This is a genomic window from Nonomuraea sp. NPDC049129 (assembly GCF_040648495.1).
In the GTDB taxonomy this organism is placed as follows: Bacteria; Actinomycetota; Actinomycetes; order Streptosporangiales; family Streptosporangiaceae; genus Nonomuraea.
Map to the genome: position 1 here is coordinate 142298 of NZ_JBEZDU010000022.1, position 16888 is coordinate 159185.

The following is a 16888-nucleotide window of genomic DNA, read 5'->3' on the forward strand; positions in this document are numbered from 1 at the left end:
ATATCGAACCCGGTAAGGTTTTTATCGCGCTAGAGACCCTTGCACTGGCCGGCCGACGGTCCCAAGACCGTGTTGGACAGACCGTTCGCGGTCGGCGCCGGGGAGTTGCCCGTGCAGGTCAACGGCCCCTTGACCGTGCTGGCGGCGATCAGCGGCCCGCTGTCGCCGACCAGCGTCACCGGTCCGCCCACCACCGATTTCTCCACGGACAGCTCCTTCACCGAGGTCGCCGTGAGCGGGCCGCCCACCGAGGTGTCCACCAGGACCAGCCGCCCGGCGCCCACCGCGGTGACCGGTCCGCCGACCGTGGCGGCCCGCGCGATCAGCGAGGCCCCCTGCCGGACAACGAGGGGGCCGGTCACGTTCGCGCCCGCCGCCAGGCAGGTCACGCCGGAGCCGACCGTGAGGGGGCCGCTGTGGGTGCCGGTGACGGATCGCGTGCAGGCCGGATCCGGCACTGCCAGCAGCTCCAGCTCGGCCAGCGTGCCGGAGACGGTGAGGCGGTACTGGGCGTACCGCCCGGGGCGGGCGATCTTGAACGGCCGGGTCTGCCTCGCCTGGTCGAACCGCTGGCCGTCCCGCTGGTCGATGACCGTCCAGGCCGTACCGTCGTAGGAGCCCTCGAGCTTCCATGACGTGGGACCGGTGGCCGCCGAGGTGAGGGTGTAGAAGCTCACCTGGTCCCGCGTTCCCGCCTGAAGAGTGATATTTCCGGAAACGGTGGCTGTGGTTGCCGAGGTGTCGTCCGACAGCGCCGCCGGGCCCCCGGTGACCGGGATGTCGCGCATGGGCCGCGGCATCTCGCCGTCGGGCGTGATCGACGCCGGCGGCTCGCCCCACGTGGACGGCTTGGACCCCATCGCGAAGTCCAGTACGGCCCCACCGGCCAGCACGTCGTGCGGTAGCGCGGTGGACGTCCACGCCTTGCCGTTCACCTTGAGGCTCTGGATGTAGACGTTCTCGGCGCTGTTGGCCGGGGCATTGATCACCAGGTCCTTGCCGCTGGGCAGGTGCACGGTGGCCTTGGTGAACAGCGGCGAGCCGATCGCGTAGTCCTGGCTGCCGGCCTGGAGCGGATAGAAGCCGAGGGCGCTGAAGACGTACCAGGCGGACATCTCGCCGTTGTCCTCATCGCCCGGATAGCCCTGGCCGATCTCGCTGCCCAGGTACAGCCGCGACAGCGCCTCCCTGACCTTGGCCTGCGCCTTCCACGGCTGCCCCGCGTGGTCGTACATGTAGATGATGTGGTGCGAGGGCTGGTTGCTGTGGCCGTACTGGCCCATGCGGACGTCCCTGGCCTCGCGCATCTCGTGGATCACGCCGTTGTACGAACCGGGGAACGTGGCCGTCTCCTGGTCGGCGAAGAACGCGTCGAGCTTCTTGGCCAGACCCGCGCGCCCGCCGTAGAGGGCGGCGAGTCCGGTGCCGTCCTGGGGCGCGTGGAAGGCCATGTTCCAGCCGTCGGTCTCGGTGTAGTCGTAGCCCCAGACGCGGGGGTCGTAGTCGGCCTTGGTACGCCGCCACTTGCCCGTGGAGTCGCGGCCCTGGAAGAAGCCCACCTCCGGGTCGAACATGTTGACGTAGTTCAGGGCCCTGCTACGGAAATATTCGGACTCCTCCAGGTAGCGGGCCTTCTCCGCGCCGGTGGCGTCCTTGGCCAGGGACGCGGCCATGTTCGAGATCCCGAAGTCGTTGATATATCCGTCCATGGCCCAGGACAGGCCCTCGCCTACCTCGTTCAGGGCGGTGTAGCCGCGGAAGATCGAGGTCTGCAGGCCCTTGCGCCCGACGACCGGGTTCGTCGGCACCACGGTGGCGTTCTTCACCGCCGCCGCGTACGCCGACTTGGCGTCGAAACCGCGCACGCCCTTGCTGTAAGCGTCGGCGAAGGCCACGTCCGAGCTGGTGCCCACCATGAGGTCGGCGTAGCCGGGCGAGGACCACCGGGCGATCCAGCCGGCGTCGCGATACTGCTGGACGAACCCGTCGATCAGCTCGCCCGCCTCGGGGGCCAGCAGCGAGTAGGCGGGCCAGGTCGTCCGGTAGGTGTCCCAGAAGCCGTTGTTGACGTAGATCTTGCCGTCCACGATCTTGGCCCCGGTCTGGGTGGGGGTGTCCGGGCCGCTCCTGGCCGATACCGGGCTGGCGTACTTGTAGGCGGGCGCGGCAGCCGTACCGGTGTTCTCGAAGCCCGAGTTCGGATAGAGGAACAGCCGGTACAGGTTCGAGTACAGCGTCGTGAGCTGGTCGGGCGTGGCGCCCTCGACCTCGACGGTGCCCAGCTTCTCCTCCCAGGCGCGCTGGGCCCGCGCCTTGACCTCCTCGAACGTGCCGTTCTCCAGCTCCAGGTTGCGCTTGGCCTGCGCCACACCGAGGAAGGAGGTGGCGATGCGCATCGTGACCTGCTTGGCGGAGAAGGCGACATAGCCCGTCACGTTGTCGCGGCCGGCGCCGGTCAGCTTGCCGCCGCCGGTGGGCTGCTGGTCGAAGACCGCGTAGACGTACATCCGGGTGGCGCCCGCCGACAGGCCGCTGCGCGTGTCGGTGAAGCCGGTGACGACGCCCTGGTCGATGGTCAGCCCGCCGTCGTTGTTGTAGTTGTCGAAGATCAGGCTGCCGCCGTCGCCGGGGAAGGTGAAGCGGAACACGGCCGCGTGGTCGGCGGGCGCGATCTCCGTACGGATGCCGTTGAGCAGGTCGACCCCGTAGTAGTACGGCCTGGCGGTCTCGCCCGAATGCAGGAACGGCGTGGCCCTGGCGACCCGGTCGGGGTTCGGCTTGGCCAGCAGCGACGGCATGACCTGGAAGGACTGCCGGTCCCCCATCCAAGGGCTCGGCTCGTGGCTGGCGGCGAACGCCTGGATGGTCGGGACGTTGTCGGCGTTGCCGTTGCGGTGATACTCGTACAGCCACGAGTTCGACCCGGAGCCGGTCATCGGCGTCCAGAAGTTGAACCCGTGCGGCACGGCCGTGGCCGGGAAGTTGTTGCCCCGCGAGAAGCCGCCGGTCGACTGGGTGCCGCGCGTCGTCACCACATGGTCGGCCAGGCTCTTGACCTGCTGGGGCTTGGCGTTGACGAGCGTGATGTCGTCCACCCAGCCCTTGAACGGCAGCGGCCCGGCCGGCGCGTCGAAGGCGATCAGGATGCGCTTGATCCGCTTGCCCTTGGCCACGTCGCCGATGCGGGAGCGCTGGAAGTTCCACTGGTCGGCGTAGAGGGTCTTGGACTCGCCCTGCGCCCGCGGCGTCAGCCTGATCCCGTGCTGATCGTCGGCCTTGAGATCGCTGAGGTAGGTGCCGTCGGCGAAGGCCAGGTCCACGCTCGCGTACGTGCTGGGGTAGCTCAGCGCGGCACCGGTGAACTCGGGGAACAGCACGTACGACAGCTCGGTGTCGGCCGTGACCTCGATGTCGGTCTCGAACACCTTGTTGGCCGAGTGGCCGCCGCCGCTGGTGGTCGTACTGCCGGAGTAGCGCAGCGCCTTGAGGCCCGTGTAGCCGGCGCGGGGCTTGGCGGTGTAGCCGCTGCCGGGGCCGGGGCCGATCAGGCTGCGCATGTCGGAGGGCGGCTTCGGGGCGGTATCGCCGTCCGAGAGCTGCAGCTCGGCGAGCTGGACGATCGCGCCCGAGCCGATCCGCGTGACGTTGAGCCGGTAGTAGAGGTAGGAGCCCGGATGCGCGACGTCGAACTCGCGGGTCTTCAGCCGGGCGTCGAACACCTCCCCCGCCCGCGTGTCCACGGCCGTCCAGCTCTGCCCGTCCGCCGACCCCTCCAGCGCCCAGTCACGCGGGTCGCGCTGGGCGGCGTCGTTGGCGGAGGCCATGGCGTACCGGGTGACCGCGATGGGCTTGGACAGCTTCACCGACACCCAGCCCGTGCCGGTGAACGCCAGCCACTTGGTGTTGACGTCCCCGTCGAACAGGTTCTCCTTCACCTCGCCCGAGGGGGTGTTCTCGCCGCTGGCCGCGATGTCGACGACCTCGTCGGTGATGTTGCCCGGGATGCCGCCGGTGGTGGCGCCGGTGATCCCCTCGGCCTTCCTGCCCTCGTCGACCGTGTTGAGCCAGGTCGGCTGCGGGTCGCCGGTCTCGAGGGAGGAATAGAAGAGCGCCCCCGGCGGCGCGGTCCGTACGGCGGCTTCCCGCTTGGCGCCCGGAGGCGGCGTCACCTCCTCGATGGGCGCCGGCTGCGTGGGCGCCGCCGAAGGCGCGTCCGACGGCAGCGGTGACGGAGCTGGATCGGTCACTGTTGGTGACGTCGGCGGATCGGCCGTCGCCACCCCGGATAACCCGGCGAATCCCAGTACAGCCGCGGTCGCCACGACCGCAAGACGTGCTCTCCGCATGTCGCCCTCCTGACAACGTTGTCAACAGCAGACTCCGCGAAGACAACGTTGTCAATGGACGTTTCACATACGCACGACGACCGTGTTGGAGGCGCGGTCGTGCAGCCCCCTGTGGTCGCGATCCCAGATGAGCGCGGGCACGGCCAGGCAGAGCAGCACCGTGCGTGCCAGCACGGGCACCAGCCGGGGGCTGCCACCGTCCATCGCGGCCACCCTGATCCCCGCGAGCCGGTGCCCGAACGTCTGCCCCATGAACCCGACGAGCAGGATGTACTGGATCGCGAACACCACCACGGGCGCCCACGGCGACTCGGCCGGGTTCATCCGCAGCACGAGCTGGACCACGACCCAGGTGCAGATCATCCAGTCGATGACCAGCCCGGCGATGCGCCGCCCCCACCCGGCGACGGCACCGCTCCCCTGCTCCGGCAGCCCCAAGCGCTCACCCGGGTAGCCGAGATCGACCCCCGCCGCCCTCACACCGCCCAGCCAGGTCTGCGTCCACCGAGGCTCGTTCCCGCTCATACCCTCAACGGTATCCGGCGGGGGGCGCGGTCGGGATCGTGACCCAACCGCGCCACAAAGATCACCTTTGTCCCCCATCATGTACGCCATGCCGAACGGGGATGACTTAGACGCGCGCTTCAACGAGCTCGTCGCGCAGATCGATGAGGACGAGCGGCGCAGGATGCGCGCGGCGGCCAGCAGGGGAGCCAGGGCGCCGCGCTCGGACAAGGCCACCCGGCCACGGCGAGCGGGGCGGGGCCTGCTCGCGGCCGGTCTGGTGGCCGCGGTGATCGGCGGCGCGACCGTGATCGTCGCCGCCCGGCCCGACCTGCTGACACCGCAGGTCGGGAGTCCGGGGCCGGTCCCGGAGGAGACCCAACCGGTCATGGCGGCCCCGGAGGCGGCCGGCGTCGAGACCGCGACCCCGGAGCCGACCGCGGCGGACCCGTTCGCGGGCTCCCCTGCCGAGAAGTACGCGGAGGGGGCGGCCGGCTTCGTCCTGCCCAAGGCCAAGGCGCTCGGCGGGCTGTCGAAGAAGGACGTGGCGAAGGCGCTGGACCGTACCCGCAAGCTCATGACCGCGGCCTTCCTCGACCGCAAGACGCTCATGGGCGGCAAGCCGAAGGCGTTCATGAAGCTGCTCGATCGCGAGCAGCGCGTCTGGTTCCAGAAGTACCTGGACCTCAAGAAGAGGGCCAAGGACGACTTCGACAGCCGCGGCTGGGTGACCAGCTTCGCCCCGAAGACCGCCCAGCTCTCCACGGACGTCATCAAGGTCAAGGGCAGGACGACCGTGGCCAAGGCCAGGAAGTACGGCCGCAGCGGCGCCGAGGTCAAACTGAACTACCTCGTGGTCTATGCCGTGAACCGCCCTGGACAACCCACCACGACCATCCGCCTCGTCACCCACCGCGTCGGCAGCGTGTTCGTCTACCGCGAGGCGGGAGAGCTCGTTCTGTGGCTGAAGGACTGGAGCAAAACCAGCACCCCCGTGCGCTGCGACGTGGGCGACTTCTTCATCCACCCCGCCTACGACGACTCCGCTCCGGACGCGGTGAAACCGAGCGGCCCACCGTCGAACCCCTACGACCTGGACGACGACAAGCACGGCAAAAAAGACGACAAGGACAGGTGCTGGGCTTCGGACCCGACCTGAGTCCGCTTAACATGTGCGAAACAATCGAGACACCGATCGGAAACGGCCGCGACCTAACCTCGGCCTGATAGTCATGTCCCCAGGGAGGTTCGAGAGTGTTCAACTCCGCCGACGACGTCCTGAAGTTCATCAGTGACGAAGGGGTGCAGTTCGTCGATGTCAGGTTCACCGACCTGCCGGGGACGACGCACCACTTCACCTTCCCGGTAGAGAACTTCGGCGCCAGTGTCTTCACCGATGGGCTCATGTTCGACGGCTCGTCGATCCGCGGCTTCCAGGCCATCCATGAGTCGGACATGCTGCTGCTGCCCGACCCGTCCAGCGCCGTGCTCGACCCGTTCCGCCAGCACAAGACGCTCAACATCAACTTCTTCGTGCACGACCCGCTGACCGGCGAGGCCTACAGCCGCGACCCGCGCAACGTCGCCCGCAAGGCGGAGGAATACCTCAAGGGCACCGGCATCGCCGACACCGTCTACTTCGGGCCCGAGGCGGAGTTCTACATCTTCGACGACGTCCGCTTCGAGACGCGGCAGAACGCCGGCTACTACTACATCGACTCCATCGAGGGCGCCTGGAACACCGGCAAGGCCACCGAAGGCGGCAACCTCGGCTACAAGCCCCGTTACAAGGGCGGATACTTCCCGGTCCCGCCGATGGACCACTTCACGGACCTGCGCTCGGAGATGGTGCGCAACCTCATCGAGGCCGGCATCGACGTCGAGATGCAGCACCACGAGGTCGGCACCGCCGGCCAGGCGGAGATCGACTTCAGGTTCGGCACGCTGCTCAAGACGGCCGACAACCTGATGCTCTACAAGTACGTCATCAAGAGCACCGCCCTCGAATACGGCCACACGGTCACGTTCATGCCCAAGCCGATCTTCGGCGACAACGGCTCCGGCATGCACTGCCACCAGTCGCTGTGGAAGGACGGCTCGCCGCTCTTCTACGACGAGGTCGGCTACGCGGGCCTGTCCGACACGGCCCGCTACTACATCGGCGGCCTGCTCAGGCACGCGCCGTCGCTGCTGGCGTTCACCAACCCGACGGTCAACTCCTACCACCGTCTGGTGCCCGGCTACGAGGCCCCGGTCAACCTGGTCTACTCGCAGCGCAACCGCTCGGCCTGCGTCCGCATCCCGATCACGGGGTCCAACCCGAAGGCCAAGCGCATCGAGTTCCGCGTGCCCGACCCGTCGTGCAACCCGTACTTCGCCTTCTCGGCCATGCTGATGGCCGGCCTCGACGGCATCCGCAACAAGATCGAGCCGCCGGAGCCCGTCGACAAGGACCTCTACGAGCTGCCTCCGGAGGAGGCCCGCCAGGTGCCGCAGGTGCCCGGCTCGCTCCCCGAGGTCCTGGCCGCGCTGGAGGCCGACCACGACTACCTGCTGGAGGGCGGCGTCTTCACGCCTGACCTGATCGAGACGTGGGTGGCGTACAAGCGCGAGAACGAGGTCGACCCGATCCGGCTGCGCCCGCACCCGCACGAGTTCGAGCTTTACTACGACATCTAGCAGCCCGACCGGAACAGCCCGGAACCGACCACGGTTCCGGGCTGTTCCGCGCTCGGGTGGGTGATCGTCTGGGCGCGAGCGGCGTACGGAGGTCGAATATCGGCCCGGCTCGGTGGCCTGGAAGGCTGGCGGGCGTGACGGGTGACGCGGTTGAGGAGTTCGAGCGGCACCGCTCGACCCTGTTCGGGCTGGCCTATCGGATGCTGGGTTCGGCCGAGGAGGCCGAGGACGTGGTCCAGGACACCTTCCTCCGCTGGCACCACGCGTTGGCTGTCGAATCGCCGTGGGCGTGGCTGGCCAAGGTGGCGACCAACCTGTGCGTGAACCGGTTGACTTCGGCGCGTGCCCGCCGGGTGAGCTATGTCGGTCCGTGGCTGCCTGAGCCGGTGCTGACCGCGAACGGCGCTCTGGGACCGCTGGACAGTGCCGAACAGCGAGACTTCGTCTCACTGGCCTTCCTGACCTTGCTGGAACGGCTCAACCCCGTGGAGCGCGCGGTGTTCGTGCTCCGTGAGGCCTTCGACTACAGCCATCGCCAGGTGGCCGAGGTCATCGACTCCTCCGAGGCGAACTCCCGGCAGCTGTATCGGCGTGCTCGCCTGCGACTCACCGACGCTCGTGGGAGCACCGAGCGCCCGGTGGACCGGGCTCACCACCGTGACCTGGTGAAAGGTTTCCTGGCGGCCGCGGAGGAGGGGGATCTTCCAGGGCTGGAGAAGCTGCTGGCCCACGACGTGACCGTGTGGGTGGACGGCGGCGGCAGGATCAGCGCCGCCAGGCGACCTGTCTTCGGCGCCGACCGGGTGGCGCGCTATCTGGTCGGCGCATCGCGCACCACCGGTCAGCGGATCCGGCTGTCGATCGCGGAACTGAACGGCGCTCCCGGCCTGCTGGCCCTGGCCGGTGAGGAGCTGATCGGCGTGCTGGTGCCGGAGACGGCGGGCGGCCTGATCAGCGAGATTCGCATCATCGCCAATCCCGCCAAACTTCGGTTGTCACGTCGGGAAGGGCTGACCGGTTCTTAATGGGTGCACCTGACAACCGCGCGCGGCCATCAGCCTCGCGCTCTTCCATGAGAGTTGCCACCCATGACAGATCCGATCCTGGTGACGGGCGGTACCGGCCGGCTCGGCCGTAGGTTGGTTCCACGGCTTCTCGCCGCCGGCCACGCCGTACGCGTGCTGAGCCGCAAGCCGCCGCGCGACCAGATGACGCACCGCGGCGACCTGATCACGGGTGAGGGGCTCGAGTATGCGGTCGCCGATACCGACACGATCATCCACTGCGCGACCGGTAACGGCCACGCGGACCAGGACGCCACCCGCAATCTCGTCCGGGCGGCCATGCGAACCGGTCGCCCGCACCTGATCTACGTGTCCATCGTCGGCATCGATCTAGTTGACATCTCCTACTATCGGGCGAAGCTGGCGTGTGAGCGGCTCCTGGAAGAGTCCGGGCTGCCATTGACGATCCAGCGCACCACCCAGTTCCACGAGCTCATCGCCTGGATGTGCGCGATCCAGCGGCGGCTGCCGATGATCATGATGCCCGCCGGGGTCAGCTTTCAGCCCATCGACACCGGCGAGGTGGCCGCCCGCTTGACCGACCTGGCCGAGGCGCCACCGGCGGGCCGGGCGCGGGACATGGGCGGGCCTGAGGTACGTACCGCGGCCGATCTGGCCCGCGCCTATGCTCGGGCGCGGTCCAGCCGCCGGCCGGTGGTGTCGGTGCCGCTGCCCGGGATCGGGGGAATGCGCGGCTTTCGGGAAGGAAGACACCTGGCTCCCGACCATGCCGTCGGGCAGATCACCTTCGAGCGGTTCCTCACCGCATGAGCGCGCGCATCTGGCTCCGCGCGGGCCTGGCGTTCCTGGCCGCGACACAGTTCGCCGTGGGCTGCTGGGCGCTGTTCTTCCCCCGATCGTTCTTCGACATCCCGTTCGTGGGGATGCGCATGCCGTACAACGCGCATCTGATGATGGATTATGGCGCGATGAGCCTGGCGACGGCGGTGGCGCTGGGGGTGAGCTTCTTCGTCGTACGGCGCGGCATGGTGCGCACGGCGCTTGCCGTGTACGTGGTGTTCGCGGTGCCGCACCTGGCGATCCACGTGCGGCTGCTGCACCACCTGACGCCTGGAGAGCGCGTGCCGTTGCTGCTCGCGCTCTCGGCGGCGGCCGTGATCCCGCTGGTCTTGTGGCCGCTCACCAATAGGCTCCTATCGGTGCGCGAAGCGCCGCGCTCGACTTGAACCGATCACCGTATGCGATCATCGAACGCTTATGGGCAAACTGACATGGTTTCCACTGCCGTTCGGCCTCGTCGTGGTCGTCGTCAACTTCTTCGCCGTCCGCGATGTGAAGAGGCGCCTTCCCGCCGGCCCCGTCGAGGCGAACGAGGACGTAGTGCCCCAAGCGATCGACGCCTTCATCCCCTTCGCTCAGGGGCGGATCGCCCTGCTCGGGGCCTTCTTCATCGCCGCCACCCTGCTGTTCGGCCTCGTCGAGTTCGGATTGAACCGCCGGCCCGCGGGCCTCATGCTCGGGACAGGCTTCCTAAGCGCTGCCTACATGGCCGCGATGCCAGTCCTCTACGTCCTCAACCCGGTCACCGGCTACGACGAGGAGTTTCTCGACCCGTCGGGCGGATACGCCACGATGCCCTTCGACATGGGCGCGCTGTCGCCGCCGTGGTACCTGCCGCTGCTCGGCTTGATCCTCGCCGCCGCCGCGATCGCCCAACTCCTCGCGGTGCGCGGCGTCGTGCGCCGCGACACGGTCCTTCCACCTTCTTCCCCCTGGAATGTGTGGCTCCTCCTGCTCCCGTTGGCGTTCCTCCTGGCCTTCGCCGCGGCCAACCTCGTGTCCGACCAGATCGCCCGCAGCGCGGCCCATCCCGGGTCCTTCTGGGAGGCCGACTACGCGCTACGCCTCATGTTGCAGATATGGGCCTTCGCCGTCGTGCCCGCCGTCGGTCTGGCCCTGCACGGGATCCTCCTGCGTAGGCACGGCGTTCGCCCGCGCTCCCTGCTGCTCGTCGGCGTCTTCACGGTCGTCTACCTGTTGACGCTGCCACTCGTGGCTTGGGGCAACCTGCTGATGTACGCGGATGAGCAGTCAGGCTTCTCCGAGCACCTCCCCGCCTGGCGGGAGGAGGTCACCAACGGCATCCTCGCCGCCGCCGCCCTCGTCCAACTCGCCACCGTCCCGCTGCTGGCCCGGCACGGGAAACCCAGATGACCGGCGCAGCCGCCGCCAGTAAGTGATCACTGTGTTGCGACGACCCCTTTCTCCCCCATATCAGCGCCTGGTCTGGCATCCGGCGTACGGTGAGCGCGCGGCGAGCCGATCATGACGCGCGAAGAGCCGACTGCGAGCGTCGACGCCTTGATTTGAGACCGTGCCCGGCAACCCCCAGATCAAGGGGGATGTGGATGACCGGGAAGCTGCCGACGATGGGAGTCAGCCGAACGAGTCGAACCCGACTCGTCGAGAGAAGGAGTCCCCCATGTCCCAAGAGACCGTCAGCGCCATCCCGACCATCGAAGCCGACGCCCACGCACCCGCCGACCAGACGGGTACCGCCGCCGACGAGGTTCACGGCCGCAACGAACACTTCAGCGCCGCAGGAGAGGTCATCCTCCGCGCGGCGCTGGCCGGTGTCACACCGTTCACCCCGGTCACCGTCTCCATCACCGAGATCGACGCCAACGGTCACCCCTTCATCGGCGGCGCCCGCATGACCGTGCACAACGTCCGCGCCTTCGAGGACGGCGTCGACACCCGGGTCAGCATCGAGTTCGACCGGCCTCTGCAGGTCAGACTCAGCTACCTCTGGTCCTGACCGCACCCGCCGGGCACTCACAACTCTGGGAAAGGCCATCGGCTGCCCCCAACAGCCGATGGCCATGCGTTCGATCCCGGCCGGTACCCGCCTTCCGAGCAGGGCCTTCAGCCGGTCGAGTTCCTGTCCGTACCGCGTGATGATCGCCCGATGAGCGTCAGCGCGCACATCACGGTTCCGGTGACCGCGCCGACGATCAGCAGGATCACCAGCGGGTTGACGTATCCGGGTACCAGATCGGTCGTGGTTCCATCCCGCCAATGGCACAGATGCCTGAGCGGGAGCCACGTCCATGAGGTAGCCGGAAAGCCTAAAAGCTTGCTGACACAGTATTCGCTGTTGGGAGCCAGCTCGAGAAATCGCCCAGCCCAGAATCCGTGCGCGTAGACGATCAGCGCGCCGACAGTGGAGAGGAAGGCGACAGCGAACCAACGGGAAGCTCTCACAAATGCCCAACTTTATCCAACGCATCTCACAGAACTACTGGAAACGGGATTTATGGTCCCGGCCGACCGACTTCCCGGCGCCACTTCCCGCGCACCCCATACTGTCAAGCCATGGGCACGATAGACGACGATGACGAGCAGAAAGAACACAGGCGCCGCGGCGCCTGTTTCGGCGAGGGTGGTAACTGGGAAGACCCGAACGGGAAAAGCGACAAAGAGCACGAGTGGACCAAATGCCGCACTTGCGTGAGGGGTGGTTGGCAATGACCCACCCCCTCACCTGCCCCGAATGCCAAGGCACCGGCGCAGATCGGAGCATTCCTGGGTATGTGCTCAAATGCATGTGCTGCTACGGCAGAGGCGTCGTAGGCGGTCCTGACGATCCAAAAGTGAACCCTCGACCCGCGCCGACGGCACCACTCCCCGCGTGGCTGCATCCGGCACTGGAGGGAACAGGGCTGTGCGGCTACTGTGTCGGCTCCGGCCTGGTCGCCCACGTCAACAAGGAGACCAGCCGTCTCACAGAAACACCCTGCCCAGTATGCGCGCCGGCACCGCCGCACATCACCTTCTGAGCCGGATCTCTCCGGCTCGGCGTTCGCAAATACCCAGCGGGCTTCGCTGCCCACGATCCGGGATCCCACTCAAGCCTCTTCACTGCGGGTACCGAGTCCAAGCGTCTCCTCCCGAGCCGCCTGTATCTCCGTCCCGGTGAGCGGGTGGTCAGGAGCCACGTACGACATGGCCCCCAAGATCGCCGAAACTCTCGGTGACGGCGGGCAGTGTCCGCCGGGCGCGCGCCGCGACGCCGTAACAGGCGCAGGTCAGTGCCGTCACGGTGGCAGCCACCGGCAAGGGGTCGCCGAGTACGGCCACACCGAGGGTGGGTTCCGCCTCTACGGACCGGGTGGCGGAGTCAAGATGTCGTGAGTGCCTATCCTGCGCCAGACGATGTGGACTTCAGTGGCGGAACAGGACCGGAACAGAGCGGCCCGGCATCGAATCACGAATGCGCCGGGCCGTTTCTGCACTTGAGTGGCCCAGGCGGCCCCCTACGGCGCGTACTGCGCATCTTCCCGCTCCAGGGCGTTCTGGCCCGGCAGCCTCGCGGTATCCGCATCTGAGACGCCACTCTGCGACCGGTGCGTCTCCCACCCACCCCCACCCACACGAAGCCTGGCAACTCGAAGCGGACCAGGCCGGTCGAGTCGGAGCACGCCAAGTTGGGCGCCGAAGGATTCGCAGGCAACGAGCCGAAGATCGAGCACTGACCCCTCGCCTATTAGCACCTTGCGCAAGGCCAATGCCGCTAGCACATAACCCCAAAAAGTGCGCGTCAGCCTTCACGCATGGACAAAACTACCCACCAATACGGAGACAAAGGTGCTACTTTCTCTCGAGCAGTCTGCAAATGATCAAGCTGCCCGTGGATAATAGCTCCCATGTCACGAGTGGTACTTATGCGGATAGGTGGAGTTGTCGCAGTCGGAGCAGTGGTTGGCCTAGCCATCTATTTCGCCATTGTCGGCCTCGCTCAGGCTGAGAAAGTTGCCACTGTACTCGGGCTGTTCGTTGCCCTGGGCGGCTTGGCACTTGCCGTTCCAGGGGTCATTGAGCTATGCCGATCCAGACGCACTTCACCCATTGCCGAAATCAATCGACTGCCATCAGCCAAGTCGACACCTACGGCGCCTTCAGAAGGGCAGGTAGCAACCGGAAGTCGTTCAGTGGGCCAGATCGGAAACATCAACGTATACAACGAGGGCTCATCGAATAACTACTTCGGGGACAACCCTAGATAATTAGAAGCAGGTACTGGAATGCATGCCATGAGGGACCGTGCCCAGTAGCGACGATGTCATCCTTGCCATCCTTCGCCAGATTGCCAGCGGTAGATACGAAAAACAGGACATAGACTACCTAGAGAAGTCGATACGGTCTCATGGCAGGAATGTCTTGCAGTTCGGAAACACGAATGTATACCTGGAGCGCGACGGCAAGGTATACATCAATTCTACGGTAATCGAAGGCCCGGGGGCTGAAGCCATCCGTAGCGTAGTGGAACGCTGGCTGGACGAACACGATGGCGATATTCCACGCGGCGCTTTGCGCAGCCCTGGTGGCGTCATCTATGGAGTCGGCCTATTAATTGCCATGGGTAGCGCCGCGCTGGGCATGATCGGTGGAGCCGTCGGGGAACACGAATCAGGTCATAGCAGATTCCCCACCATGTTTATGGGATTTTTCATTGGAGCCATCCTCACCGTAATCGGCCAATTCCTACGGGAGCGAGAGAAAGGTCGTGCTCGCCCAGCAAGCGAAGAATTTACCGTCAAAGCGTACGCACGCGACCCACGCAGGACTCACGCACGTCCGCCGAGGACTTCGAGATCATTCAGCGGAGTCGTATCCAAGCTGATAGAGATAGCTGGAATAGTGGTCGCCTTCATCGGCTTCTACATGTTCGTCGCTCCCTCTTTCCCGCTGTCCAGCGGAGAGAAGACCATAACCGAGATAGCTGCAGCAGGATGGCCACCCCGCTTGGCCACGGAGGGCTTCGTCGTCATGGTAGTAGGGATGGTGTTGATTGTTTTGGGCAAGGTCATGAGCGGATGGAGCGAAGAATAACCATGGGCAGTCAACTCATCCATCACGACAGATGACTGCGGTTCCCGGATTACTTCCCGGCTGGAAGTCCAGCCGTCCCTGGTGAGCCAACGGTGGACATCGTCCGTCGGGCGCGGGCCATGACGCCGTAGCAGGCGCAGGTCAGTGCGGTCAGGATGGCGGCCACCGGCAGAGGGTGAGACAGGCCGCCGAGTACGGCCACGCCGAGCGTCGCGCCGACCTGGCGGGAGGCGTTGAGGACGCCGCCTGCCGTGCCCGCCGTGCCGGTCGGCGCGCTGGTGAGGATGCCGGCCATCAGCGCTGGCAGTACGAATGACAGCCCGAAGCCCATCACGACCAGCCATGGCGCCAGGTAGTCGGTGAGCGAGACGCCGGCCAGGCCGGTCGCCAGCAGGGCGAGGCCGCCGAGGATCGGGGGGCGGGGGCCGTAGCGGGCCACCAGGCGGCCGGTGAGCAGCGGGTTCACCGTCATCGGGAGGGTGAGGGGCAAGAAGGCCAGGCCCGTGGCCAGCGGGGTCAGGTGGTGGGTGTCCTGCAGGAAGAGGGTCAGGACGAACAGGGCGCCGGAGAAGGCGAAGTTGGCCACCATGCCCGCGAGCAGTTCCGGCCAGGTCACGGCGAGCAAGCCGCCGGGCAGGACGGGGGCGTGACTGCGGCGCCCTGCGAACAGCCCGCGGCGCTCCACGAATGGCGGGCGGCGATCCGCGTGCACCTTCCGTCGCCTCACGAAGACGGGGCGGCGATCCGCGAGCGCCTTTCGTCGCTCCACGAATGGCGGGCGGCGATCCGCGAGCACCTTTCGACGCTCCACGATCACCAGCACGACGAAGGCGACCAGGGCCGCTACCCCGGCGACCGGTGACGAGTCGATCAGGGCTTCGGCGAGCAGGCCGAGCAGTACGCAGGCCAGCGCCTGCACCCACCAGTCGATGAGCCGGTGCCCCCGGGGTGAGCGCACCCTTCGCATGGCCAGCAGGCTGATCAGGGCGATGGGTGGGTTGAGCAGGAAGACGGCCCGCCAGCCGTACTGGTCGACCAGGAGGCCGCCCAAAAGCGGGCCCGCGGCCAGGGCGGTGCCGGTGATGGCGGCCCACAGGCCGGTGGCGCGGGCGCGGGCGGCGGGGCCGGGGAAGAGTTCGGGCAGGAGGGCGAGTGAGCCGCCCGTGCAGAGCGCTCCCGCCACGCCGAGCAGGGCGCGGGCCGCGACCAGCGCGCCGAGATGGGGCGCCGCGGCGCTCAGCAGTGAGATCACGCCGAAGGCCGCTACGCCGACCTTGAAGATCCGGGCGGCGCCGTACCGATCGGCGACCGCTCCCCCGGTGAGCAGTGACGCGGCGAAGGCGACGGTGTAGGCGTTCACCACCCATTGCTGTCCGGCCAGTGAGCCGCCGAGGGAGGTACGGAGGTCGGGCAGGGCGATCGTGAGCACGGTCGTGTCGAGGATCACCAAGAAGTAGGCCAGGGAGAAACCGAACATCTTCATGCCCCGAAGCCTGCTAAAGCGGCATATTTCCCCTCAACAGGCGCGGCCGCAGGGGGCGTTCGGGAAAACCGTATGCTTGGCCGAATGGATCTGCGTCAGTTGCGGGGGTTCGTGGCGGTGGCGGGGGCGGGCACCGTCACCGGCGCCGCGAACAACCTCGGTCTCGCCCCTGCCTCGGTGTCCGAACAGGTGCGCAGGCTGGAAGACAGCCTCGGCGTCGCGCTCTTCGAGCGCACTCCCCAGGGCATGCGCCTGACCGGCCCAGGCGCCACTCTGCTCACACGCGCGCAGGGCCTGCTCGACCATGCGGACGAGGTACGGCGGGCGGTGACCGGCGGACGCCGCCAGGTCCGGATCGGGGCGCTGGAGATGTTGGCCGCGGCCAAACTGCCGGTCATCGTCCGCCGCCTGTCGCAGCGCCACCCCGACCTGGACGTGGAGGTGCGCTCATACACCAGGCAGGCGTTGCTGTCCGAGGTGGCATGTGGCGACCTGGACGCGGCGCTCCTGCTCGATTCCGGTCCGCGGATCGGCGGGCTGGGGTTCGCCCCGCCACCCGACCTGGACTTTCTGGACGTGGACGAAGTCAAGCTGCTGCTGGTCGCGGCTCCAGACGGTGATCGGGAGACGCTGCTGGTGAGCGCGCCGGGGTGTTCGATCCGGCTGGCGGCCGATCAGCTCTTCGGCTCGCAGGTACCGCGCAGGGAGCTGACCAGCATCGCCATGGCACGTGAGTGGGCCAGGCAGGGGTTCGGCAGGGCGCTGCTGCCCGACTTCACGCTGGAGGCGCACTTGACCGCCGGCACACTGGTCCCGCTCGACTTCGCGACAGAGACGGACCCCGCCTCCGACGCGCCGACGCTGGTTCTGCGGCTGGTCTGGCTGCGCAGCCGCGAGGCCGCCCTGCGCGACGTGCTCTACGCGATGAGCGCCTGACCTGCCCAGACCACCCATAAGCC

Annotated in this window: 13 protein-coding genes; 9 read left to right on the forward strand and 4 right to left on the reverse strand. The window is 67.4% G+C overall.

From position 1 onward, the window contains the following. Positions 1-29: 29 nt before the first annotated feature. On the reverse strand, positions 30-4346 hold the full coding sequence (locus AB0B64_RS46145; RefSeq protein ID WP_358188387.1) for a GH92 family glycosyl hydrolase: 4317 nt from the start codon (positions 4344-4346) through the stop codon (positions 30-32). A gap of 63 nt (positions 4347-4409) precedes the next feature. Further along, positions 4410-4871 (reverse strand): RDD family protein, encoded by a 462-nt coding sequence (locus tag AB0B64_RS46150; RefSeq protein WP_358188393.1) that lies wholly within the window; start codon positions 4869-4871, stop codon positions 4410-4412. Positions 4872-4959: 88 nt separating this feature from the next. On the opposite strand from AB0B64_RS46150, the gene AB0B64_RS46155 reads away from it, so the two are divergent. From AB0B64_RS46155 to AB0B64_RS46185, 7 genes are all read left to right on the forward strand, one after another. Continuing rightward, positions 4960-6009, forward strand: coding sequence for a hypothetical protein (locus tag AB0B64_RS46155; RefSeq protein WP_358188407.1), 1050 nt, complete (start codon positions 4960-4962; stop codon positions 6007-6009). A 95-nt stretch (positions 6010-6104) separates the two neighbouring features. After that, on the forward strand, positions 6105-7529 hold the full coding sequence (gene glnA / locus AB0B64_RS46160) for a type I glutamate--ammonia ligase (RefSeq protein ID WP_225298326.1): 1425 nt from the start codon (positions 6105-6107) through the stop codon (positions 7527-7529). A 134-nt stretch (positions 7530-7663) separates the two neighbouring features. Continuing rightward, entirely contained in the window at positions 7664-8554 is an 891-nt protein-coding gene (locus AB0B64_RS46165) for an RNA polymerase sigma-70 factor (RefSeq protein ID WP_357944820.1), read from the forward strand. A 63-nt stretch (positions 8555-8617) separates the two neighbouring features. Then, positions 8618-9364 carry an NAD(P)H-binding protein gene (locus tag AB0B64_RS46170; RefSeq protein WP_358188419.1) on the forward strand — a complete coding sequence of 249 codons (747 nt, stop codon included), beginning with the start codon at positions 8618-8620 and terminating at the stop codon, positions 9362-9364. Continuing rightward, positions 9361-9780 carry a hypothetical protein gene (locus AB0B64_RS46175; RefSeq protein ID WP_358188422.1) on the forward strand — a complete coding sequence of 140 codons (420 nt, stop codon included), beginning with the start codon at positions 9361-9363 and terminating at the stop codon, positions 9778-9780. The genes AB0B64_RS46170 and AB0B64_RS46175 overlap by 4 nt, the downstream gene beginning before the upstream one ends. 31 nt (positions 9781-9811) lie before the next feature. Beyond that, positions 9812-10768 carry a hypothetical protein gene (locus tag AB0B64_RS46180; RefSeq protein ID WP_357944813.1) on the forward strand — a complete coding sequence of 319 codons (957 nt, stop codon included), beginning with the start codon at positions 9812-9814 and terminating at the stop codon, positions 10766-10768. A 268-nt stretch (positions 10769-11036) separates the two neighbouring features. Further along, positions 11037-11372 (forward strand): hypothetical protein, encoded by a 336-nt coding sequence (locus AB0B64_RS46185; RefSeq protein WP_357944810.1) that lies wholly within the window; start codon positions 11037-11039, stop codon positions 11370-11372. A gap of 107 nt (positions 11373-11479) precedes the next feature. On the opposite strand, the gene AB0B64_RS46190 is transcribed toward AB0B64_RS46185, so the two are convergent. Next, positions 11480-11818 carry a hypothetical protein gene (locus tag AB0B64_RS46190; protein WP_358188431.1) on the reverse strand — a complete coding sequence of 113 codons (339 nt, stop codon included), beginning with the start codon at positions 11816-11818 and terminating at the stop codon, positions 11480-11482. 1839 nt (positions 11819-13657) lie between these two features. On the opposite strand from AB0B64_RS46190, the gene AB0B64_RS46195 reads away from it, so the two are divergent. After that, a complete protein-coding gene (locus AB0B64_RS46195; protein ID WP_357944804.1) occupies positions 13658-14446 on the forward strand; it encodes a hypothetical protein in 789 nt (262 codons plus the stop codon). A 49-nt stretch (positions 14447-14495) separates the two neighbouring features. On the opposite strand, the gene AB0B64_RS46200 is transcribed toward AB0B64_RS46195, so the two are convergent. After that, the gene (locus tag AB0B64_RS46200) at positions 14496-15929 is read right to left on the reverse strand and encodes an MFS transporter (RefSeq protein WP_358188440.1); all 1434 of its coding nucleotides are present in this window, start codon (positions 15927-15929) and stop codon (positions 14496-14498) included. 84 nt (positions 15930-16013) lie between these two features. On the opposite strand from AB0B64_RS46200, the gene AB0B64_RS46205 reads away from it, so the two are divergent. Next, on the forward strand, positions 16014-16865 hold the full coding sequence (locus tag AB0B64_RS46205; RefSeq protein WP_358188445.1) for a LysR family transcriptional regulator: 852 nt from the start codon (positions 16014-16016) through the stop codon (positions 16863-16865). Positions 16866-16888 lie beyond the last annotated feature (23 nt).

What these genes read in the sequence shown, in the direction of transcription:
- AB0B64_RS46145 (WP_358188387.1), bottom strand. Translation starts at nt 4,346, where the DNA reads ATGCGGAGAGCACGTCTTGCGGTCGTGGCGACCGCGGCTGTACTGGGA.
- AB0B64_RS46150 (WP_358188393.1), bottom strand. Translation starts at nt 4,871, where the DNA reads ATGAGCGGGAACGAGCCTCGGTGGACGCAGACCTGGCTGGGCGGTGTG.
- AB0B64_RS46155 (WP_358188407.1), top strand. Translation starts at nt 4,960, where the DNA reads ATGCCGAACGGGGATGACTTAGACGCGCGCTTCAACGAGCTCGTCGCG.
- AB0B64_RS46170 (WP_358188419.1), top strand. Translation starts at nt 8,618, where the DNA reads ATGACAGATCCGATCCTGGTGACGGGCGGTACCGGCCGGCTCGGCCGT.
- AB0B64_RS46175 (WP_358188422.1), top strand. Translation starts at nt 9,361, where the DNA reads ATGAGCGCGCGCATCTGGCTCCGCGCGGGCCTGGCGTTCCTGGCCGCG.
- AB0B64_RS46180 (WP_357944813.1), top strand. Translation starts at nt 9,812, where the DNA reads ATGGGCAAACTGACATGGTTTCCACTGCCGTTCGGCCTCGTCGTGGTC.
- AB0B64_RS46185 (WP_357944810.1), top strand. Translation starts at nt 11,037, where the DNA reads ATGTCCCAAGAGACCGTCAGCGCCATCCCGACCATCGAAGCCGACGCC.
- AB0B64_RS46200 (WP_358188440.1), bottom strand. Translation starts at nt 15,929, where the DNA reads ATGAAGATGTTCGGTTTCTCCCTGGCCTACTTCTTGGTGATCCTCGAC.
- AB0B64_RS46205 (WP_358188445.1), top strand. Translation starts at nt 16,014, where the DNA reads ATGGATCTGCGTCAGTTGCGGGGGTTCGTGGCGGTGGCGGGGGCGGGC.